This window comes from Pseudomonas sp. EB271-G4-1, assembly GCF_058791355.1.
The window spans coordinates 1-19178 of the sequence record NZ_JBYTEO010000096.1; the positions used below are offsets into that span (position 1 = coordinate 1).

At 59.3% G+C, this 19178-nt stretch carries 17 protein-coding genes and 1 pseudogene; 11 read left to right on the forward strand and 7 right to left on the reverse strand.

Annotation, left to right across the window (positions count from 1 at the left end; translation table 11 throughout):
• Nucleotides 1-95 precede the first annotated feature (95 nt).
• The 7 genes from AC3WWR_RS29005 to AC3WWR_RS29035 all read right to left on the reverse strand — a co-directional run bounded on the left by AC3WWR_RS29005 (nt 96) and on the right by AC3WWR_RS29035 (nt 7457).
• Entirely contained in the window at nt 96-758 is a 663-nt protein-coding gene (locus AC3WWR_RS29005) for a flavin reductase family protein (protein ID WP_020795458.1), read from the reverse strand.
• A gap of 12 nt (nt 759-770) precedes the next feature.
• Complete coding sequence (locus AC3WWR_RS29010) at nt 771-2258, reverse strand: amidohydrolase family protein (protein WP_033044732.1); 1488 nt, start codon at nt 2256-2258, stop codon at nt 771-773.
• Nucleotides 2255-3451, reverse strand: a complete 1197-nt coding sequence (locus AC3WWR_RS29015; RefSeq protein ID WP_033044731.1) for an amidohydrolase family protein — start codon at nt 3449-3451, stop codon at nt 2255-2257. Before AC3WWR_RS29015 ends, AC3WWR_RS29010 begins: the two co-directional genes overlap by 4 nt.
• 149 nt (nt 3452-3600) lie before the next feature.
• Entirely contained in the window at nt 3601-4653 is a 1053-nt protein-coding gene (locus AC3WWR_RS29020) for an extracellular solute-binding protein (RefSeq protein WP_033040925.1), read from the reverse strand.
• 17 nt (nt 4654-4670) lie between these two features.
• Nucleotides 4671-5459: an ABC transporter permease gene (locus AC3WWR_RS29025; RefSeq protein WP_492599271.1), complete on the reverse strand. Its 789-nt coding sequence runs from the start codon at nt 5457-5459 to the stop codon at nt 4671-4673.
• A complete protein-coding gene (locus tag AC3WWR_RS29030) occupies nt 5456-6373 on the reverse strand; it encodes an ABC transporter permease (RefSeq protein ID WP_020795453.1) in 918 nt (305 codons plus the stop codon). The genes AC3WWR_RS29025 and AC3WWR_RS29030 overlap by 4 nt, the downstream gene beginning before the upstream one ends.
• Nucleotide 6374: 1 nt before the next feature.
• Entirely contained in the window at nt 6375-7457 is a 1083-nt protein-coding gene (locus AC3WWR_RS29035) for an ABC transporter ATP-binding protein (protein WP_020795452.1), read from the reverse strand.
• A 140-nt stretch (nt 7458-7597) separates the two neighbouring features.
• On the opposite strand from AC3WWR_RS29035, the gene AC3WWR_RS29040 reads away from it, so the two are divergent.
• The 11 genes and pseudogenes from AC3WWR_RS29040 to AC3WWR_RS29090 all read left to right on the forward strand — a co-directional run.
• Nucleotides 7598-8287 carry a GntR family transcriptional regulator gene (locus AC3WWR_RS29040; protein WP_020795451.1) on the forward strand — a complete coding sequence of 230 codons (690 nt, stop codon included), beginning with the start codon at nt 7598-7600 and terminating at the stop codon, nt 8285-8287.
• A 297-nt stretch (nt 8288-8584) separates the two neighbouring features.
• The gene (locus AC3WWR_RS29045; protein WP_492599272.1) at nt 8585-10981 is read left to right on the forward strand and encodes a type VI secretion system Vgr family protein; all 2397 of its coding nucleotides are present in this window, start codon (nt 8585-8587) and stop codon (nt 10979-10981) included.
• A 16-nt stretch (nt 10982-10997) separates the two neighbouring features.
• The gene (tla1, locus tag AC3WWR_RS29050) at nt 10998-11747 is read left to right on the forward strand and encodes a toxin Tle1 chaperone Tla1 (protein WP_020795448.1); all 750 of its coding nucleotides are present in this window, start codon (nt 10998-11000) and stop codon (nt 11745-11747) included.
• Between the two features lie 186 nt (nt 11748-11933).
• Nucleotides 11934-12443, forward strand: a complete 510-nt coding sequence (gene tli1a, locus AC3WWR_RS29055; RefSeq protein ID WP_240963490.1) for a Tli1a family immunity protein — start codon at nt 11934-11936, stop codon at nt 12441-12443.
• 61 nt (nt 12444-12504) lie between these two features.
• Nucleotides 12505-13008 (forward strand): Tli1a family immunity protein, encoded by a 504-nt coding sequence (gene tli1a, locus AC3WWR_RS29060; RefSeq protein WP_492599273.1) that lies wholly within the window; start codon nt 12505-12507, stop codon nt 13006-13008.
• 61 nt (nt 13009-13069) lie between these two features.
• Nucleotides 13070-13579, forward strand: a complete 510-nt coding sequence (gene tli1a, locus AC3WWR_RS29065; protein WP_083349235.1) for a Tli1a family immunity protein — start codon at nt 13070-13072, stop codon at nt 13577-13579.
• 61 nt (nt 13580-13640) lie between these two features.
• Nucleotides 13641-14147, forward strand: a complete 507-nt coding sequence (gene tli1a, locus AC3WWR_RS29070; protein WP_083349234.1) for a Tli1a family immunity protein — start codon at nt 13641-13643, stop codon at nt 14145-14147.
• Nucleotides 14135-16489 (forward strand): T6SS phospholipase effector Tle1-like catalytic domain-containing protein, encoded by a 2355-nt coding sequence (locus tag AC3WWR_RS29075; protein WP_492599274.1) that lies wholly within the window; start codon nt 14135-14137, stop codon nt 16487-16489. Before tli1a (AC3WWR_RS29070) ends, AC3WWR_RS29075 begins: the two co-directional genes overlap by 13 nt.
• Nucleotides 16489-16752, forward strand: coding sequence for a PAAR domain-containing protein (locus tag AC3WWR_RS29080; RefSeq protein WP_042955212.1), 264 nt, complete (start codon nt 16489-16491; stop codon nt 16750-16752). The genes AC3WWR_RS29075 and AC3WWR_RS29080 overlap by 1 nt, the downstream gene beginning before the upstream one ends.
• Nucleotides 16753-16892: 140 nt before the next feature.
• A complete protein-coding gene (locus AC3WWR_RS29085; RefSeq protein ID WP_492599275.1) occupies nt 16893-17885 on the forward strand; it encodes a hypothetical protein in 993 nt (330 codons plus the stop codon).
• Nucleotides 17878-19178: pseudogene (locus AC3WWR_RS29090) on the forward strand (ImcF-related family protein); the annotation flags it as partial. The gene AC3WWR_RS29085 and the pseudogene AC3WWR_RS29090, both read left to right, overlap by 8 nt.

Consider the following 19178-nt stretch of genomic DNA (forward strand, 5'->3'; position numbering starts at 1 on the left):
TGACGGCCGCCAACAGCAAGGGGGAGCAAGCTCCCCCTTCGGTTTTTACCGGACACTAGTGACGCGGAGCGTGGGAACGATCAGTGGGAAGACGGTTACTTGGCGATTGGCCAAAACCGCTCGCCACCCCCCGGCGCATCCGTCCACGCCTGCAACGAGCGGGTCGGCAGGTCGAAATAATCCCGGGTACGCGCATACCCATGCCCACCCATCCGCCCGATCGCATCAAGCCCGAGTTGATCGATGTACAACGTCTTCGGGTCGATCAGCTCATCACGCACATGGGCCATCAGCACTTCACCAAAAATGATCTCCCGCGACTGACCGATGTTCAGCGCCATCATCCGCCGGCATTCCAGCGCCACCGGTGCCTCGCCGATGCGCGGGCATTTGACCGAGGTGCCAGGGATGGCGGTGAGGCCGGCGGCGGTCAGTTCGTCGAAACCGGGGGCGAAAGGTACGGCGCAGACGTTCATGGCTTCCACCAGGGCATCGCTGACGATGTTCACGGTGAACTCCTGGTTGAGCTGGATGTTGCGCGTGGTGTCCTTGGGACTCTGGTCGCCGTAGTTTTCCACGCCCAGCGCAAGGATCGGCGGATCGGCCGACAGCGCGTTGAAAAAGCTGAACGGCGCGGCGTTGACACGGCCTTCAGCGTCGACGGTGGTGACCAGGGCAATCGGGCGTGGCACCACGCTGCCGATCAGAATCTTGTACTTGTCCCGTGGGCTCAGTTGGCTGAAGTCGAAGCTTTGCATGGGCAGAATTCTCTAAAGGAGTGGATCGATGGCGCACAGCGGCACCTGTGCGCTGTAGTCGTCGGCGAACGGGATGGCCGGCTGGAACAGAGTCCTCCAGTCCGGTTGGCCGAAGGCCCGGTCGCTGTGGCTGCGCATCAGTTTTTCGAATTGCTGTTGGGCCTGGCGTTGCAGGGCGGGGTAGTCGACACCCCGTACCTGACCGTCCTGCATCACGCAGCGGCCATCGATGTAGCTAGCGATGCAATCGTCACCGCGCCCGGCCAGGAGCAGGTTCTTCAGCGGGTCGAACAGCGGCCCCAAGTGCAGTCCGCGCAGGCTGAACACGCTGATGTCGGCCTTGGCCCCCGGTGCCAGGCGACCAATATCTTCGCGGCCCAAGGCCTTGGCGCCGCCGAGAGTGGCGGCGTTGTACAGGTCCAGCGCGCTGGTGAGCGTATTGCCGCCCTCCATCAAGCGCGCGATGTTCAAGCCCTGGCGCATGTTGTCCAGCAAGTCCGCCGGCCAGGTGTCGGTGCCCAGGGCGAAATTGACTCCCTTGGCGCGATAGCGACCAAACGAATTCAGCGCCTCGCCATCGCGGGCAAACACCACCGGGCAATGCACCAGGCTGGCGCCACCATCGACCACGCGTTGCAGGTCGTCATCGCCGTGGGTGTAGATGCCGTGGGGCAACAGGCTGCGCGGGGTCAGCAGGCCCAGATCCTGCAGCCAGCCCAGCGGCGAACAACCGCGAAGTTGTTCCACCATCGCCACTTCGCCGAGCCCCTGGCAGCAATGCAAGCGCATCGGCGCGTTGAGTTCCCGGCTCAGTGCAGCAGTGCGTTGCAGCAACGCTGGCGTGCACGTCTGGATGCGATCCGGCAGCAGAGCGCCGCGGATCAACCCTTGATGAGCACCGTCGAAGTCCTGGAAAAACCGCTCGGTCGCATCGAGCCCGGCCAGGCCCCGGGCTTCGTCCCAGTGATGGGCCAGCGTGCCGTCGGCCTGCCAGTAACTCATGCCGCTCATGTAGCAGGGGCCGAGGTAGGTGCGCAGTCCCAACTCGGCCGCCACGCCGGCCACCGCGGCAAACTCGTCGTAGGTCTCGGCCCACTCGCGGTAGTACATCGAGGTGATCGGCATGGCTGTGGTGATGCCGTTGCGGATCAATTGGGTGAAGGCGTAGCGGTACTTGAAGACTTCTTCTTCGGGGCTGTAGCTCTCCCGTGGACCGCGCGCCAGATACTGCGCCGACCACATCCGGCCCATGTCGCGCTCGTCGCCGTTGTCCAGGGTCAGCACCGTGGAGTCGAGATCGCCCAGGGCATCCAGATCGATGAAGCCTGGGCCGATCAGCGCGTTGCCGTAATCAATCCACTGATCCACCGGCCCGGGAAAATCACGCCCGACAAACACAATGCGCGAGCCTTCAAACACCACTTCGCCGTTGCGCCACAGCACATGTTGCGTGCCGTCGAAGCCGACCACGCAACTGGCCCGAAGTCCGATGCGCTTCACAAACGACTTTCCAGTAAACGACCGCCGGAAGCGATCAACTGCCCGCCGCGATAGACCTCGCGCGGTGGCCGTGAAACCACGGCTTCGCCCAACGTCTGCACGGGCATCAACAGGAAGTTCGCCGGTTGGCCAATCTCCAGGCCAACACCGTCATGACCCAGCGCCCGGGCACCATTGACCGTCGCCGCCTCAAATGCCGCCGCCAGTTCTTCGTCCTTGTTCAGATCGAAACGAAACGCCAGCAACATCGCCCGCTCCAGCATGTCGCCGTTGCCCATGGGCGACCAGGCGTCGCGGATGCCGTCCGAACCCAGGCACACATTCACGCCAACCTCGCGCAACGCCAGGAACGGCGGCACCGCGCAATCGGCCGGCGCCGAACTCATCAGCGAAATGCCCAATATTGCCAGGCGTTCAGCCACCGGTTTGACCTGGCTCCACGGCAACATCCCCAGGCAATAGGCATGACTGATCATCACCCGGTCTTGAAGACCGAAGCGCTGGGTGTAATCGGCGATCAGGGCGATCTGCCACAGGCCCAGCTCACCCTTGTCGTGCAGGTGAATGTCGACGCCACGGTCGAACTCGCTGGCCAGTTTGAACACAAAGTCGAGTTGCGCGATCGGGTCGTTGTCGATGCCACACGGGTCAAGGCCGCCGACGTTCTCTACACCCAGGGCCATGGCTTCGCGCATCAGTTCGGCGGTGCCGGGGCGGCTGATCAGGCCGGTTTGCGGGAATACCACCAGTTGCAGGTCGATCAGGTCGCGGTATTGTTCCTGCAGTTGCTGCATGGCTTCGACATGGCGCAGGCCGAATTCCGGATCGATATCGACGTGGCAGCGCAGGGTCAGCGAGCCGCGGGCGATGCAGTTTTCCAGCAGGGCACCGGCGCGTTGCGCGATCGGTACGGTGACTTCGCGCAGGATGCGCCGCTCGTTGGCGATGTAGTCCTTGAGGGTGGGACCTGCGCTGTTCGGGCGCCAGGGCTGGCCCCAGAGGGTTTTGTCCAGGTGCACGTGGCTTTCCACCAGGGCGGGGGTCAGCAGTTGGTTTTGGCCGTCGATGTCGGTGGCCGACAAGGCTTCGTTCGAAGCGGGACGGCGTTGGCTGAACCGGCCGTTCTCGATCAGCAGGTCTTCGGCGGGGGCGCCGTAGGGGCGCACGTTGCGCAGCCAGCGGGGTTGGGTCATTGCATACCTCAAATTCTGTGTTGTTTGGGCGGGCCTCTTCGCGAGCAGGCTCGCTCCCACAATGGTTTTATGTGGGACACAGAATCTGGGGTAACCCCCGAACCCTGTGGGAGCGAGCCTGCTCGCGAAGGCCGCGACTCGGTTTGGGATCAGCCCTTGAGCTTCGCCCAAATGCGGTCCTGCAGCTCACGCGCCTTGTTGCTGCATTCCTTCTCCGGGCGCAGGCGCGAGGCGAATTCGTCGGGCATGTTGATGGCGTCCATGACTCGCCACTTGGCATCGATCAGCTTGTCGCTCTGGATGCCGTTGGCGTAGGCAATGGCGTTGGACACGGCGGCGGCGTTTTCCGGTTTCATCATCCAGTCGATGAAGATCTTCGCGTTGCCGGGGTGCGGTGCGCTTTTCGGCACGGCGAAGTTGTCCTGGAACATCGCCAGGCCTTCTTTCGGATACACGTACTTGATGGTGCTCTTCTGCAAGGTGGCCCGGGCGGTGGAGCCGTTCCAGTTCTGCATCATGATCACTTCACCGGAAGCCATGCGGTCGACGGTGTTGTCCGAGCTGTACATCTTCAGGAAGGGCTTCTGTTTTTGCAGCAGTTCGAGAATGCGCTTGGCGTCCTGCGGGTTTTCCGTGCATTCGTCGACGTTCAGGTAATGACTGGCGGCGTTGATCACGCTGCTGGAGGTGTCGAGGGCAGCCAGCTGCCCTTGCAGTTCCTTGCGTGGTTCGAAGAACTCTTTCCACGAATCGTCCAGCTTGCCGCCAGGCACCCGCGCGCTGTCATAGGAGAACCCGGTGCTGCCCCACAGGTACGGTGCCGAGAATTTGCGGCCAGGGTCGAAGCTTGGGTCGCGGAACGCCGGCTTGACGTACTGGAAGTTGGGCAGGGTCGAGGCGTCGATTTGCAGCAGCAAGTCCTGGTTGATCAAGGTGCGCATGATCGATTGCGACGGCACGATCACGTCGTACGCCGCACCACCGGCCTGCAATTTGGCCAACAGGGTTTCGTTGCTGTCGTAGCCGTCCATGGTGACCTTGATCCCGGTCTCCTTTTCGAACTTGGCCAACAACTCGACCGGGTAGTAATCGGTCCAGTTGTAGAAGAACAGCTCCTTGGGCTCGGCGGCGTGGGCGCTGAATGCGGTGAAGCAGCTCAGGGCCAGACTGGCAACGGCGAAACGCAGGCTTTTCACTTTCATGGACGAACACTCCAGGCTCATTGTTGTTTGCCGCGCTGTCCCAGCCAGAAGGCCAGCACCACCAGCACGATGGAAATCACCAGCATCAGGGTCGAGATCGCGTTGATCTCCGGCGTCACGCCGGCCTTGATCGCGGAGAAGATGTACACCGGCAAGGTGGTCGAACCGGGGCCGGCGACGAAGAAGGTCATGATGAAATCGTCGAGGCTGACCACGAACGCCAGCACCGACCCGGACAGCACCGCCGGCCACAACAGCGGCAGCGTCACCCGGCGAAACACCTGCCACGGGTTGGCGTACAGGTCGTTCGCCGCTTCCAGCAGGCTCTTGTCCAGGTCATTGAGCCGCGCGCGAATCGGCAGGTAGGCGAAGGGAATGCAGAAGCCGATGTGCGCGACGATCACCGTCAGCAACCCCAGCTTGATCCCCAGCGCCATGAACAGCAGCAGGGTGGCCACCGCGGTGACGATCTCCGGCAGGATCAGCGGCAGGTTGATCCCCCCTTCGACCATCTTCTGGCCGTAGAACGGCCGGTAGGTCGCCAGCGCCGCGAGCAAGGCAATCGCCGTGGCACAGACCGTGACGATGCCGGCGACGATGATCGAGTTCAGCGCGGCGGTCTGGATAGACGGGTTGGCCAAAATCCGCCCGTACCAGGCGAACGAGAACTCGGTCCACACCGTCGCCGAGCGGTTGGCGTTGAAGCTGTAGGCGATCAACACGAAGATCGGCAGGTACAGGTAGGCCAGGATCAGCAGGCTGACTTCCCGGGTCATTGGCAGTTTTTTCAGGTGCAGGGCGATCATGCGGTAGCTCCCCGACGAAGAGTTTTGGCGGCGCTGCGGCTATACAGGGCGTACAGCACCAACGACAGCAGCAGAATCCCCAGTAGCAGGAACGACAGCGAACTGCCCAGGGGCCAGTTGCGCGCGGTGCCGAACTGTTGCTGGATCAGGTTGCCGATCATCAGGGTCTTGCCGCCGCCGAGAATCGCCGGGGTGATAAAGGCTCCCAGGCTCGGCACGAACACCAACAGGGAACCGGCAATCACCCCTGGCATCGACAGCGGCAGGATGATCCGCCGCAGTGCGTGCCAGCGATTGGCGCCCAGGTCATAAGCGGCTTCCACCAAACGCCAGTCGAGTTTTTCCAGGGTCGAGTAAATCGGCAGGATCATGAACGGCAGGAAGCTGTAGACCAGCCCGACGCTGACCGCGAAGTCGTTGTAGAGCAGGGTGATGCCGCCGGCACTGGGGAGCAGTGCGTTGAGGCTCTGGGCGACCCAGCCCTGTTCGCGCAGGATGATCAACCAGGCGTAGTTGCGGATCAGCAGGTTGGTCCAGAACGGGATGGTGATCAGCAACACCATCAGATTGCGCCGACGCGGGGTCAGGCTCGACATCCACAGCGCCACTGGAAAGCCGAACAGGAAACACAACACCGTGGTGCCACCGGCCTGGAACACCGAGCGCAACAGCGCCTGGGCGTAGACCCAGTTGAGCTCCAACTCGCCATCGAAACCTTCCTGGAAAAACAGCTGCACGTAGCTTTGCAATTGCCAGTCGGCCTGCCAGTCGACGCCGCCATAGACGTTGCGCGGTAGCAGGCTGATGTAGCCCATGATGCCCAACGGAATGGCGATCAGGGCCAGCAGGGTCAGGACCACCGGGCTGAGCAACAGCGCGCGGTTGAGGGCTGGGGAAGTGCTGCTGACGCTCATCTCAAGCCTCCATCAACAGGCAGGCGTGGGGGGGCAGGTTGACCGCCACCCGATCACCGACGCCACGGTTGCGATTGAGGCCCTCGTTGTTCTCCCGCAGCATCACCTTGATGTCGTTGTTCAGGCGGCACTGGTACAAGGTCGCGGTGCCGACGTACAGCACGGCTTCGATCACGCCGCGCAGGTGGTGCGGTTGCGCCGGGTCCACCAGTTGTGAACGTTCCGGGCGGAATGCCAGTTGCACCTTGCCGTCGATGCCTTGAGGCAGGCAGGGGATTTCCACCGGCATGCCGTTGGGCACGAACAGGTTTTCATTGTGCTGGCCGCGCTTGAGGTGGCCGGGCAGGAAGTTGATATCGCCAATGAACTGCGCGACGAACTGATGCTGCGGCCGTTCGTAAATGTCATTGGGCGTGCCGACCTGCAGGATCTTGCCGGCGGACATCACCGCAATGCGATCGGACAGGGTCAAGGCTTCTTCCTGATCGTGGGTGACGAAAATGAAGGTAATCCCGGCTTCCTTCTGCACCCGCTTGAGTTCGACCTGCATTTCCTTGCGCAGCTTGAGGTCCAGCGCCGACAGCGGCTCGTCCAGCAACAGCACTTTCGGTTTCGGCGCCAGGGCCCGTGCCAGAGCCACCCGTTGCTGTTGGCCGCCGGACAATTCGGCGGGTTTGCGCTTGGCCAGGTGCTGCATTTGCACCAGCGCCAGCATTTCATCGACCCGCTGCGCGATCAGCGTGCGATCAAGACCCTGCATCTCGAGGCCGAAGGCGATATTCTGCGCAACACTCATGTGTGGAAACAGCGCGTAGCTCTGGAACACTGTGTTGACTCGACGCTTGAACGGCGGCAGATCGTTGACCGGTTCACCGGCGAGGCGAATCTCACCCTCGCTGACATGCTCGAAGCCGGCGATGGTGCGCAGTAAAGTGGTCTTGCCACAGCCGGAAGGGCCGAGCAGTGTGAAGAACTCGTTATCGGCAATGTCGACTGAAACGTTGTCCAGAGCGGGTGCCAGCCCTGGATCGTCGGAATACCGCTTGGAGACATTACGCACTTCGATTGCAACTGGATGACCCATAATGGTGCATTCCTCTAATTATTGTATGCAAAATCTGGATGCAATTTAGAAATACCCGGATTAACCTGCTCGTGCAACCCCCTTTTTCAAGGCTGTTGATTCGCCTGGGGCCGGTTGCACAGCACTGAAGGAGTCTTCGAATGGCGGAAAAGAAACTGGAAACCACGGTGGACCGCGTCTACCAAGGGGTTTACGAGGCGATCAGCAAACGCTCGCTGCGTCCCGGCATGAAGCTGGGCGAGGCTTCGTTGGCCGAACTTTTCAATGTCAGCCGCACGTCAGTTCGAGCCGCGCTCAAGCAATTGGAAGCCGATGGACTGGTCACCACCGAGCCCAATAAAGGTGCGTCGGTGTCGCTGCCGAGCGACGAAGAGATCCGTTCGTTGTTCGAAACCCGGCGCCTGGTCGAGATCGGCATCGTCAGTGAATTGTGTCGCCGGCGCGATACGGCGGTGACCCGGGATTTGCGCGATCACTTGCTGCTCGAGGATGAAGCGCATCGCAACGGTGACCACGAACGGTTGATCCACCTGCTCGGCGAGTTCCACATCAAGCTGGCCCGCAGCCTGAACAACCCGGTGTTGCTCGACTGGTTCCAGAAGCTGATCTCCCGGGCCTCGCTGTACGCCGCCGCGCTCGATGACGACAGCCACGAAGCCTGCCGCGACGACGAACACCTGCGTTTGATCGAGTACATCGAAGCGGGCAACCAGAGCGCGGCGATCGAGCTGACGTGCATCCATTTGAATGGCATCGAGAAGGCGATTCTGGATGTGGCGGCGACCTTGAAAAGTAGCTACAACCCGCTCAAACATCTGATTGAGGTGTAACCAGCCGGTCTGAATCTGCAGATGCAATCTGTGGGAGCGGGCTTGCCCGCGATGAGGGCCTGACAATCAATATTTGGTTGAACGTTACGCCGCTATCGCTGGGATGGCGGCGGCAGAGAGGCCTGGCGCCAAGAGCGGGAAAACTCCTACATATCAGATACACCAATCAAAGACGCGTCCTACGCACAAAAAGGAAACGTCTTATTTTCAGCACGTGTCAGCTTCCCTAAAGCTGTCGAGCACTTGAACGAGGGATGGAAATGGAGCCTCCCCGTATGCTCTCAGGGAGGTCTGTACATGAGCACCGCACCAACCGTTTTCTTCAACCACAGCCGCCATAAACTCTGGGTCCGCAACCTGGAGCCCCACCTCGATGTCCTCGCCTTCCGCGGCGAAGAACGCCTCAGCCAACCCTTCACCTACGAGATAGAGTTCACCAGCGCCGAGCTCGATCTTGAAGCCGAACAGCTGCTGGGCAAGGGCGCCTCTTTCAGCTTGCACGCGGCGCCATCGAACGTCGCGCCGATGCCTTGGGAAGTGCCCGAGGTCAAACCGTTGCGCACGCTGCACGGCGTGATCACCGGCCTCAAGCGCCTGTGTGCCTCCCGTGACGAAGCCCGCTACGAACTCATCCTGCAACCGCGTTTGGCCTTGCTTGAACGCGGCCGGCAATACCGCATCTACCAGGATCAGTCGGTGCCGGAAATCGTCGAAAGCATCCTGCGCAGCCGCCACGACTTCCGTGGCCAGGACTTCCTGTTCCGCCTGGTGCGTGACTACCCCCGGCGCGAGCAGGTCATGCAGTACGGTGAAAGCGACCTGGCTTTCATCAGCCGGCTGCTGGCCGAGGTCGGCATCTGGTACCGCCTCACCAGCGACCAACGCCTGCACATCGACGTCGTGGAATTCTGCGATGGTCAGCGCGGCTACCAGTTCGACGTCGAGCTGCCGTACTACTCGCCCGCGGGGCTCAGCAGCAGCGATGCGGACGGCGTGTGGGGCCTGCAAACCCACCACCAGGTAGTGGAAAAAAACGTCAACATCCGCACCTACCACCCCCTTGACGCCAATGCCCACCTCGACGCCGACGTCGACCAGACCCGCGGTGCGAAAATCACCTACGGCGAGGCCTACCACTACGCCGAACCCTACCGCGTGCTCGGCGACGCCTATGACCGGCACGAAGGCCTGGCAAGCGAAAGCGGTTTTTTCTACGCGCGCTTGCGCCACGAGCGCTACCTCAACGAGCAGACCCGCCTTCGCGGCATCACAAGCAGCGCCACCCTCGCACCGGGTCAGGTGCTGACCGTCACTGGCGGCGCACCCAAGGCCTTCACCCCGCGGTGCGCGATCATCGCCGTGCGTACCCGTGCCGCCCGCGATGCCAGCTTCGAGTGCCGCTTTGAAGCCATGCCCTATTCGGAAACCCTGTGCTTTCGCCCGCCACTGCTGCCCAAACCACAAATCGCCGGCACCGTCCCGGCCCGGGTCACCAGCGGCGAAGCCCATGACAAATACGCCGAAATCGATCTGCGAGGCCGCTACAAGGTCAACTTCCTGTTCGACCGCGACCCGTGGAAGCTCGGTGAAGAAAGCATGTGGCTGCGCCTGGCGCGTGCCTACGCCGGCGACACCCATGGCCTGCACCTGCCGCTGATCTGCGGCACCGAAGTGGCCATCGCCTTCGAACAGGGCGACCCCGACCGCCCCTACATCGCCCACGCCCTGCACGACAGCGAACACCCGGACCACGTGACCCTGCGCAGGCGCGACCACACACGCAACGTGCTGCGTACACCGGCGAACAACAAGCTGCGCATGGAAGACCTGCGCGGGGAGGAACACGTCAAGCTCAGCACCGAGTATGGCGGCAAGAGCCAGCTGAACCTGGGGCATTTGGTGGATGCCACGAAGAAAAAACGCGGGGAGGGGTTTGAGCTAAGGACGGATGATTGGGGGGCGCTGCGCGCGGGCAAAGGGTTATTCATCAGCGCCGATGAACAGCCCAAGGCTGCTGACGATGTACTCGCCATGGCGCCGGCCAGCCGCCAGATCGAAAGCGCCCGACAACAAATGGCCCAGTGGCAGGAAATTGCCCAGGCCCATAACAGTCGACCACCCGCCATCGACGGTCTGCAGCAACTACAAACGGACGCCAAAGACCTGTCCGCCCCAGCCATCCTCTTGAGCGCCCCCGACGGCATCGGCGCAGTCACACCGGCCAGTCTGCTGCTCAACAGTGGCGACGGGATGTACCTGCAAAGCCGTGACGACATCCACCTCGCCGCCGACCAGCGCCTGTCGGCACACGCCAAAAAAGGCATCTCACTGCTCGCCCAGCGCGAAGGTATGCGCCTGGTCTCCGGCGAGGGCCCACTGGAAATCGAATCCCACGGCGACCTGATGAACCTGATTGCCCAGCAGGACATCACCGTGCAGTCGGTGCAGGGGGAGCTGCAGTTGTTGGCCAAGAAGGGCATCACGCTCGGCAGCGGAGAAGCATTAATCCGCCTCAGCCCAACCGACGGAATTCTATTCGATAGCCCCACCAAACTACTGTCCAGAGGACAGCACGTTTGGGAGGGGCCTGGCGGCCAGCGTTTTCCGTTGATGGAGCTGCCGAAGTCGGTGTGCGAGGAGTGCCTGCAAAAGGCTCGGAAAAACGCCATTGGCTTGCTGATGCGCCAAGGCTGATCGAGGAGATATACAGATGAAATTGCCTATCCCATGGCTGGAGCAGATCGAGCAGGTGTGCGCCAGAACGGAAGTACAGGAAGTTGATCTTTTGCTCGATCAAGCCACGTGGAGCAAATGCGCTGTTCCCGGGCTGCAGCAATTGAGTCCCAAGGTGCCTTGGTTCTCATTGTTCACCGGTACACCAGAGGAAAACCTGCTGGACCAGGCACCGCTGTTGATGCGCCTGGACCTGACTATTTGGCAGCACAAGGCTTGGCTGGAAGAACTCATCGAGCACTGCGCAGCAGATGCTCGCCTGATGGTTCTGATTTCGAACCTGCCGTTTGAAGAACTGAGTCATGCCTTGCGAGCCCTGTCCCAACTGCAGTGGGGTGGACAAGCTGGCTTGTTGCGTTTCTACGATCCGCGAATCTTTCCCGTGCTGGTGAATTCCATCCTCACCACCGAACAGCGCGCCGAGTTCCTGCGAGTCGCTTGCTTTTGGGGTTGGCTTGATCGCGACGACCAGCCGCAATGGCTACAAAGCAATTGCTTGACGAAACAGAGCAGCATCGAAGTCGAACCCTGCGTGGAACTTAATGATGAACAATGCGAAATGATCGGATGTATTAGTGATGCCCAGAAACTTCTGGTGCGCGTTGAGTTTGATTATCTGGACGATAGCAAGGAAAGACGTTTTGAGATGTTGTACACGATTGCCATGCAAGCAAGTCGAGAGAATTACTTTGGCAATATAGTCGAGTACGCGCGCCAACGACTTTGAGCTGACTATGAAATGGTGCACCTCGGTATGCATTCCGATGTCGGCGGAGGGTATTCGCAAAACGAACGACCAGGATATGGGCCAGGTATAACTTTTATCGTCCGGTTTCATGGGAGAGACGCTCATTCGGGATTTTCCCATACAGCCTGAACTGAAATCAGGGAATGGTCGGTGATGGAGATGACAATGAAAACAATGTGGGCGATATGGTTGTTGGGTTTATTTGGATTGGCGTTGGTGGGATGTTCCACGGCGGACAACGAAATGGCGGGAGGGAATATACAAGCGGTTAATCATACGCTGAACAATATCAATTGGCTCTCGGTGAATGGCTATCGGGCTGATGGGGGTGGGGGACGTTCTTGCTGCATTATTATGCCTACGAAATGGCGTCCTGGTTTGAAGGCGCATATTGAATGGGAAGTTGATACTGATCCTTATGCTTATTCTAAATGGCCGCCGCTAGGGACTGATGGCTATAGAGTGGCTCAAGCTAAGCATAAGGCCAACTATCAGCGCTACAGCACTGTCGTGGAAATTCCAGAGTGGCCAGGAACGGAGTCGTGCGATCTTAAGGTGCATTTTTTCACCTGTAACCAAGTAAAGGTTACGACTTCTTGCTGGGCACCCAGTTCACCTAATTATCCGATAAAAGTACCTACGGGGATGAAGGAGCCATCCGTATGCCCGAAGTAAAAATTAACTCGAGGGCTAAGGTCTGGATATCGCCCGTCTTTCCGGTGCTGGGGAATCGACAATGAAAATAACCTGGGTTCGATGGTTGTTGGGTGTGTTTGTGTTGGTGTTGGTTGGATGTTCCACGGCGGATAACGAAATGGCGGGAGGAAATATACAAGCGGTTAATCATACGCTAAGCAATATCAATTGGCTCTCGGTGAATGGTTATCGGGCCGACGGGGGTGGGGGACGTTCTTGCTGCATTATTATGCCTACGAAATGGCGTCCTGGTTTGAAGGCTAATATTGAATGGGAACTTGATCCTGAGCCTCATGCAAAATTGCCATCCGTTACTTCTATAGAATTTCGAGATGCGTATGCTAAACACTCCGCCAATTATCGACGGTACGCCGCGGTCGTAGATATTCCAGAGTGGCCAGGAACGGAGTCATGCGATCTTAAGGTGCATTTTTTCACCTGTAACCAGGTAGAGGTTACGACTTCTTGCTGGGCACCCAGTTCACCTAATTATCCGATCAGAGTACCTATGGGAATGAAGGAGCCTTCCGTATGCCCGAAGTAAAAATTAACTTGAGGGCTAAGGTCTGGATATCGCCCGTCTTTCCGGTGCTGGGGAATCGACAATGAAAATAACCTGGGTTCGATGGTTGTTGGGTGTGTTTGTGTTGATGTTGGTTGGATGTTCCACAGCGGATAACGAAATGGCGGGAGGAAATATACAAGCGGTTAATCATACGCTTAGCAATATCAATTGGCTCTCGGTGAATGGTTACCGGGCCGACGGGGGTGGGGGACGTTCTTGCTGCATTATCATGCCGACTAAATGGCGTCCTGGCTTGAAGGCGCATATTGAATGGGAAGTTGACCCGGAACCGTTTGCAAAAATAAAAAGAAAAACTACTGGGTATGGGTTCGATGAAGATGCGTGGGCTGCGCATGAAGCGAATTTTAAACGTTACAGCACCAAGGTGGATATTCCAGAGTGGCCGGGAGTGGAGTCATGTGATCTTAAAGTGCATTTTTTCACCTGTAACCAGGTAAAGGTTACGACTTCTTGCTGGGCACCCAGTTCACCTAGTTATCCGATCAGAGTACCTATGGGAATGAAGGAGCCATCCGTATGCCCGAAGTAAAAATTAACTCGAGCGTTAAGGTCTGGATATCGCCCATCTTTCCGGTGTTGGGGGATCGACAATGAAAGTAACCTGGGTTCGATGGTTGTTGGGTGTGTTTGTGTTGACGTTGGTTGGATGCTCCACAGCGGACAACGAAATGGCGGGAGGGAATCTAAAAGCGGTTAACCATACCTTGCATGCGATCAATTGGTTTTCAGTCAATGGTTATAGAGCATACGGTGGCGGCGGAAGTTCTTGCTGTATTGTCATGCCAATTAAATGGAGGCCTGGTTTAAAGGCTTACATTGAGTGGGAGGTGGATACCGATCAATTTGCGTACTCGAAGTGGCCATCTGATCCAGAGGGATATCGGCTGGCTCAATTGGAACATAAAGCTAAATATAAGCACTACAGCGCCACGGTGGATATCCCCGAGTGGCAAGGTACGGACTCTTGTGGTTTGAGTGTGCATTTTTTAAGTTGCAATCAAATAAAAGTTACAACTTCGTGCTGGGGGTACGGGTCACCCAATAACCCTATTAAAGAACCTAAGCGGATGAAGGAGCCAGCTGTATGTCCGAAGTAAAAAATAATCTGAGTGCTAAGGTCTGGGCACCGCCCGCTTTTCCCGTGGTAGGGCGTTTGCCGGGGGAAGTTCTTACGGTGACTTGCAACTGCGACAAGCAAACTGCCGAGGAAGACAGTCACCATCAACAGGTCAACTCCAAAGGGAGGTCCCAGCGGTTCGAATGCGTTCAAAGTTTGCATATCAGTTTGTTTTTCGATGGTACTAACAATAATGAAGATAACGATACCAAGAAAAACCACCCCAGTAATATTGCCAAGCTTTTTCATGCGTCGCTCAGGGGTGAACAGGCAGAAAAAGAGGGCTTTTTTTCTATTTACATGCCTGGTGTAGGTACTCCCTTTCCCGAAATTGGCGAACTGGATTACAGCGCGGAGGGGCTGAGGTATGCGACGGGTGGTGAAGATCGCATCAATTGGGCATTGGTGTCATTGGCCCATGCGCTGAGGTTTGCATTAACTAAGAAAGAGTTGTCCAAAGCCGACAGGAAAAAAGCAGTCAATGCCATGAGCACCTGGCAGGCACCGCTGATGAGCGGCCTGGGGGAAGGCAAACGACGACGAGTCATGCATGGGCTTTTGGGCCCCTTGGAGGCCTGTAAAGAAAAGTCCCTGCAGCCTAAAGTATTGGCAGTCAAACTGTACGTGTACGGATTCTCGCGCGGGGCGGCGGAAGCTCGTACTTTCGTGAACTGGCTGAGCCAGTTGTTCGACACCCCGACCGGGGCCCAGCTTCCTGAGCAACGTCTGATCGGCTTGCCGGTCAGCATCGAATTTCTCGGTGTGCTAGACACCGTCGCCTCGGTCGGCATCGCCCATGCGGCGCCTTTTTTTGCGGGTCACATGGACTGGGCCGATGACAGTCAGTTGTTACCTGACGCCGCGAAATTTCCTAAATTCGTCAAATGCTGCCGGCACTTCGTCGCGGCCTTCGAGCAGCGCTCGTGTTTTCCGCTGGACTCGATCCGCAACGAGGACGGTCAGTACCCGCTCCATACCTATGAAGTGGTGTACCCCGGTGTGCATTCTGATGTTGGGGGTGGTTATCCGCAGAATGACCAGGGCAAGGCTCGCGGTGGTACGGATGAACTGGTATCGCAAATTGCCCTGCACGACATGTATGCCGAAGCCTTCGCCGCCGGCGCGCCGTTGCAGGTGCCGGAAACGGTGCTACCAAAAACATTAGAGCCATATAAGGCATGGCGCGAAATGGGGCCGCAAACCTTGTCAGAGTTTGTGGTTAGTCAGCAAACAATCGAACGCTTCAACGCCTGGCGCCACACCCTCCCAGGCATCACCACCGACACCCCCACCCACACAAAACCCTGGGAGTACAAACCACAGCAACTCAGCATCACCGTGGAAGAAACACTGGCCGATCAACTGGGCTGGATCACCGGTTGGCGCATCGGTCGTTACGCCGATGACCCGTTGCAGAATAACGACAGCTACAGGCATCAGCCGTTCTTCACCCAGGCCAATGAAGTCACTGTCTTCGATACCAGTGATCAACGCGAGGCCTATGAAAAGCAGAAAAAAATCGTCTTCGCCGATCGGCTGAAAACGCCCCAGGCGGCGACGAACCACCCCGGCCCGCCCATCTATGAACCGCAGATCGACAAGACCCAACTCAGCCAGGCGGCTGCGGAGTTCAAGCGCGACTACAAGGGCTTCGACCGTCAGCAGACCAGTGCGGTCGGCACGATCACCGATGTGCTGTTGCGCGACGCCATCTATCTGCTCAACGAAAACGATGAGTTGCAGGACCACGCTGCGATCAAGGCGGCAGGTGAACGGCGCACCAAACAATTGTTCAGCGATGCCCGGGGCACGCCCAGCAAGGACCCGCGCATGGCGCTGGTGGTCGCGTTGTTCGATGACCAGATACACGACTCACGTGCCTGGTTCATGCATGACGCGTTGGGTTCGCGTGAGATATGGGCGGGCTACTTCTTCTATCGCATGACGTATTTCGGCAATGACAACAGCCGGGACCTGTCACCGGTGGTAGTGGCCGGGCGAATACTGGGCGTTGCGATGCTGGCCGGCGCCACGGTGTACGGCATTAAGCGGGGTGGGGCGCTGGGCGGGGTTGGTGGGGTGGTCGCGGGCATCGGTGGCGCCACGATCGGCTATCAAGTGATCGACAAGGCGCGCGGTGTAGCGCTGCCGTTCCTGCCGGAGGCCGCGCAGTTGCTGAAGCCGACGGCGCATATTGGCCAGGTGGCGGCTGAGCTGAAGCAACAGATTGCCCAGGAAGACTATGCGCAACGCATCGACCGCACCACCGCCTTTCTGCGCGAGGCCGGCAGTCTGTTCGAACTCACCGGGGAGGTCGTCTGATGTTGCCTCTGGTACGTGTGGGGGACTCGATGAGCCCTTTCGGTGGTGAAGTGCTTGAAGGTCACTACGAGGCATTCGGCCAACCGGTTGCCTGCGTGGGGGATCAGGCTCGCTGCGATTTGCACGGCATGACGCGCATCGCGGAGGGTACCTCGGTGGCGATCATGGACGGCAGGCTCGTGGCCCTGCACGGGTATGAGTGTGATTGCGGTTGCACCCTGGTCAGCTCGCTTGCGGCTTCGTTCATGGTCGTGGCGCCATGAACCGCGCGCCGCAATACCCGGACCTTGTCGAACCGCATGAACCGCATTGGCGCCGTTGGTGGCTGGTTTTGCTGTTGCTCTGGGGGTTGCAGTCGGCGGTTTTGTTGTCGTTATGGCCAGAGGAGCAGCCAAGGGGAGAACTGTGGATGTGGAGTGCAGTCATGCCTTTTTGCTGGGTGTTGGCCCTAGCGCTGCGCGTGTTGGGGTGGCAAATCTGCCTGTTTAACCGCGATGTGTATCGACGCACGGTGGAGGCTGCGGTGCAGCGTTGGTGGGGACGTCGCCGCTTGGGTTTGCCGGTGGAACACGTGCTGCTCCTGGGGCCCGTGGGCGATGAGCAAATACATTACATCGGCTTGATGGCCGGTGTTCCCGCCCCCAAGCCATCGAAGCCCGACGGCGCTACACAGCGCATGTTGCGCTGCCCGGTGTCGCTGGGTTCGTCCAGTGAGCGTGCGCCAGCATTGGCCCGGCGCCTGGCCAGGATGACGCTTGAACTCCCCGAGTTGAAACAACGCTGGCCGTCGTTGCGCGGGATTGCGTGGATCGGGGATGAGGCCAGTCAAAGTGCGTACTTGAAGGCCGTGGCCAAGGGCGACGTGGTGTTACCCGAAGCGCGCATGCCTTTGGATGACCTGGCCGATCTGGACACGCTCATTGATGCGTTTCATCACGACTGTCGCGATGAGGCGGATTGGTTGCTTTGCGCCGGGGTGGTCTCGGTGCAGAGCGCTGGCGAGCCGGATCTTCCCGGTGAAGCTGGATTTCTCTGGCTGGTGAGCCACCAGGGTCGCCAGTTATTGCACAGGAGCGAGTACTTGTTGAGTGAGCTCGACGAGTCGCCCGCTGAGCTCTGTGTACAGATCCAGCGCTATGCCGGGTTGGACGCAGCACCGCCCGATTGCCTGGCGCTGGATAAAACCAGCCAGGGCACTTTCCTGAAAGGTGGCTGGCAGTCTGGCGAACATCAATTGTCCGGGTACTGGGGCGTGTTGGCGCAATTGGCGCCTTTCATCGGCATGTCCCTGGCGTTGTTGCAGGCAAAGGAGGCCGGACAACCTTGTGGTTGGCTGAGTCAGGACGGAAACGATCGATTGGCTATTGGAATGGCGGTGCCTCATGGCAATGAATAAGCAAGCGAGCGAAGGCTCTCTGATCAAGGTGGGATTGGGCTATCTGCTGGTCGTGACGGTCGTGGTGGTGTTCGGTTGTCTGCTGTACGACTTGACCCACGAGTACTTCGGCTGGCCAAGGCTGCCCCTCAAATCGTTGGCGCTGTGGGGGGGTGGAAGCTGGTTTGCCTTGTGCTGGTTCTGCCCGGTGATATTGCTCGCCTGGGATCGATTGGCGGTGGCACGGGCGATGCGCGTGACGGGCGCGGCTGTTGATGCGCCGATTTCGCCATTCAGCAAAGAGCCCGTTCCGGACGACGATTCATGGGTCGCTAAGTTAAAGGAACACCTGCACGAAAATCACGGTTTCCTTTGGCGCCGCAAAGTCCGCCTGTTGCTGGTCGTCGGCGAACCCGATCAGATCAGCGCCATCGTGCCCGAGCTAGACAAAAAACTATGGCTCGCAGGCCACGACACGATCCTGCTTTGGGGCGGCAGCGCGCAGAGCAAATTCGATGATGAGCGCTTCGCCCGGTGGCAAGGCCTGAGCCGCTGGCGCGGTCTCGACGGCGTGATCTGGGCCTTGAACAAAGAGCAGAGCATGGAAGCCAGCGCGATGGACGCCGGTGTGCGTCACCTGCAAGACCTGGCGCGCCAATTGCGCTGGCAGTTGCCGCTGCACCTGTGGCAGGTCTGCGACAGTGGATGGGAACAGAACAAGCGCCAGACCCAGGCCATCGGTTGTTGGCTACCGTCACAGGTGACGCCGCTGGCCTTGGAAAGCGGGCTGGAGAGCCTGGTGCAACCCCTGCGCGACGGTGGTTGGGTGCAGATACGGGGCGCGATGAACCATGACTTCCTGCTGCGTCTGTCCCGCGATTTGCAGGCCGAGGGCATTGCCCGTTGGCGGCAAGTTCTTGCGCCGTTGTTCCGGGTGTTCGACCGTGGCGTGCCGTTACGCGGGTTGTGGTTCAGCCTGCCGGTGCAGGGGGGTCAAGAAACTAAAGAAAATACGGATAACCTTTGGCACGCCACACCACCCTGGGACGGCGTGCTCGATGACAAAAGGGTTCGCCCTGAGCGCCTCGGCTGGCCCGTGACCCGCATCGCGCAAACCCTGATGCTCGCCCTGACTCTGGCCTGGGGCGCCGGGATGATGCTGTCCTTCGCCAGTAACCGCGTACACATTGCCCAGGTGCAAACCTCCCTGGCGACCCTGCAACAATCCTCCACCCACGACGAACAATTCCTCGCCCTCAACGAACTGACCCGCGAGCTCGGCCGCCTGGATTACCGCGCTGCCCACGGCACGCC

Bases quoted from the DNA above. Each gene is read 5' to 3' on its own strand.
- AC3WWR_RS29005 (WP_020795458.1), bottom strand. From the start codon at position 758: ATGCAAAGCTTCGACTTCAGCCAACTGAGCCCACGGGACAAGTACAAG.
- AC3WWR_RS29015 (WP_033044731.1), bottom strand. From the start codon at position 3,451: ATGACCCAACCCCGCTGGCTGCGCAACGTGCGCCCCTACGGCGCCCCC.
- AC3WWR_RS29020 (WP_033040925.1), bottom strand. From the start codon at position 4,653: ATGAAAGTGAAAAGCCTGCGTTTCGCCGTTGCCAGTCTGGCCCTGAGC.
- AC3WWR_RS29025 (WP_492599271.1), bottom strand. From the start codon at position 5,459: ATGATCGCCCTGCACCTGAAAAAACTGCCAATGACCCGGGAAGTCAGC.
- AC3WWR_RS29030 (WP_020795453.1), bottom strand. From the start codon at position 6,373: ATGAGCGTCAGCAGCACTTCCCCAGCCCTCAACCGCGCGCTGTTGCTC.
- AC3WWR_RS29035 (WP_020795452.1), bottom strand. From the start codon at position 7,457: ATGGGTCATCCAGTTGCAATCGAAGTGCGTAATGTCTCCAAGCGGTAT.
- AC3WWR_RS29040 (WP_020795451.1), top strand. From the start codon at position 7,598: ATGGCGGAAAAGAAACTGGAAACCACGGTGGACCGCGTCTACCAAGGG.
- AC3WWR_RS29045 (WP_492599272.1), top strand. From the start codon at position 8,585: ATGAGCACCGCACCAACCGTTTTCTTCAACCACAGCCGCCATAAACTC.
- tla1 (WP_020795448.1), top strand. From the start codon at position 10,998: ATGAAATTGCCTATCCCATGGCTGGAGCAGATCGAGCAGGTGTGCGCC.
- tli1a (WP_240963490.1), top strand. From the start codon at position 11,934: ATGAAAACAATGTGGGCGATATGGTTGTTGGGTTTATTTGGATTGGCG.
- tli1a (WP_492599273.1), top strand. From the start codon at position 12,505: ATGAAAATAACCTGGGTTCGATGGTTGTTGGGTGTGTTTGTGTTGGTG.
- tli1a (WP_083349235.1), top strand. From the start codon at position 13,070: ATGAAAATAACCTGGGTTCGATGGTTGTTGGGTGTGTTTGTGTTGATG.
- tli1a (WP_083349234.1), top strand. From the start codon at position 13,641: ATGAAAGTAACCTGGGTTCGATGGTTGTTGGGTGTGTTTGTGTTGACG.
- AC3WWR_RS29075 (WP_492599274.1), top strand. From the start codon at position 14,135: ATGTCCGAAGTAAAAAATAATCTGAGTGCTAAGGTCTGGGCACCGCCC.
- AC3WWR_RS29080 (WP_042955212.1), top strand. From the start codon at position 16,489: ATGTTGCCTCTGGTACGTGTGGGGGACTCGATGAGCCCTTTCGGTGGT.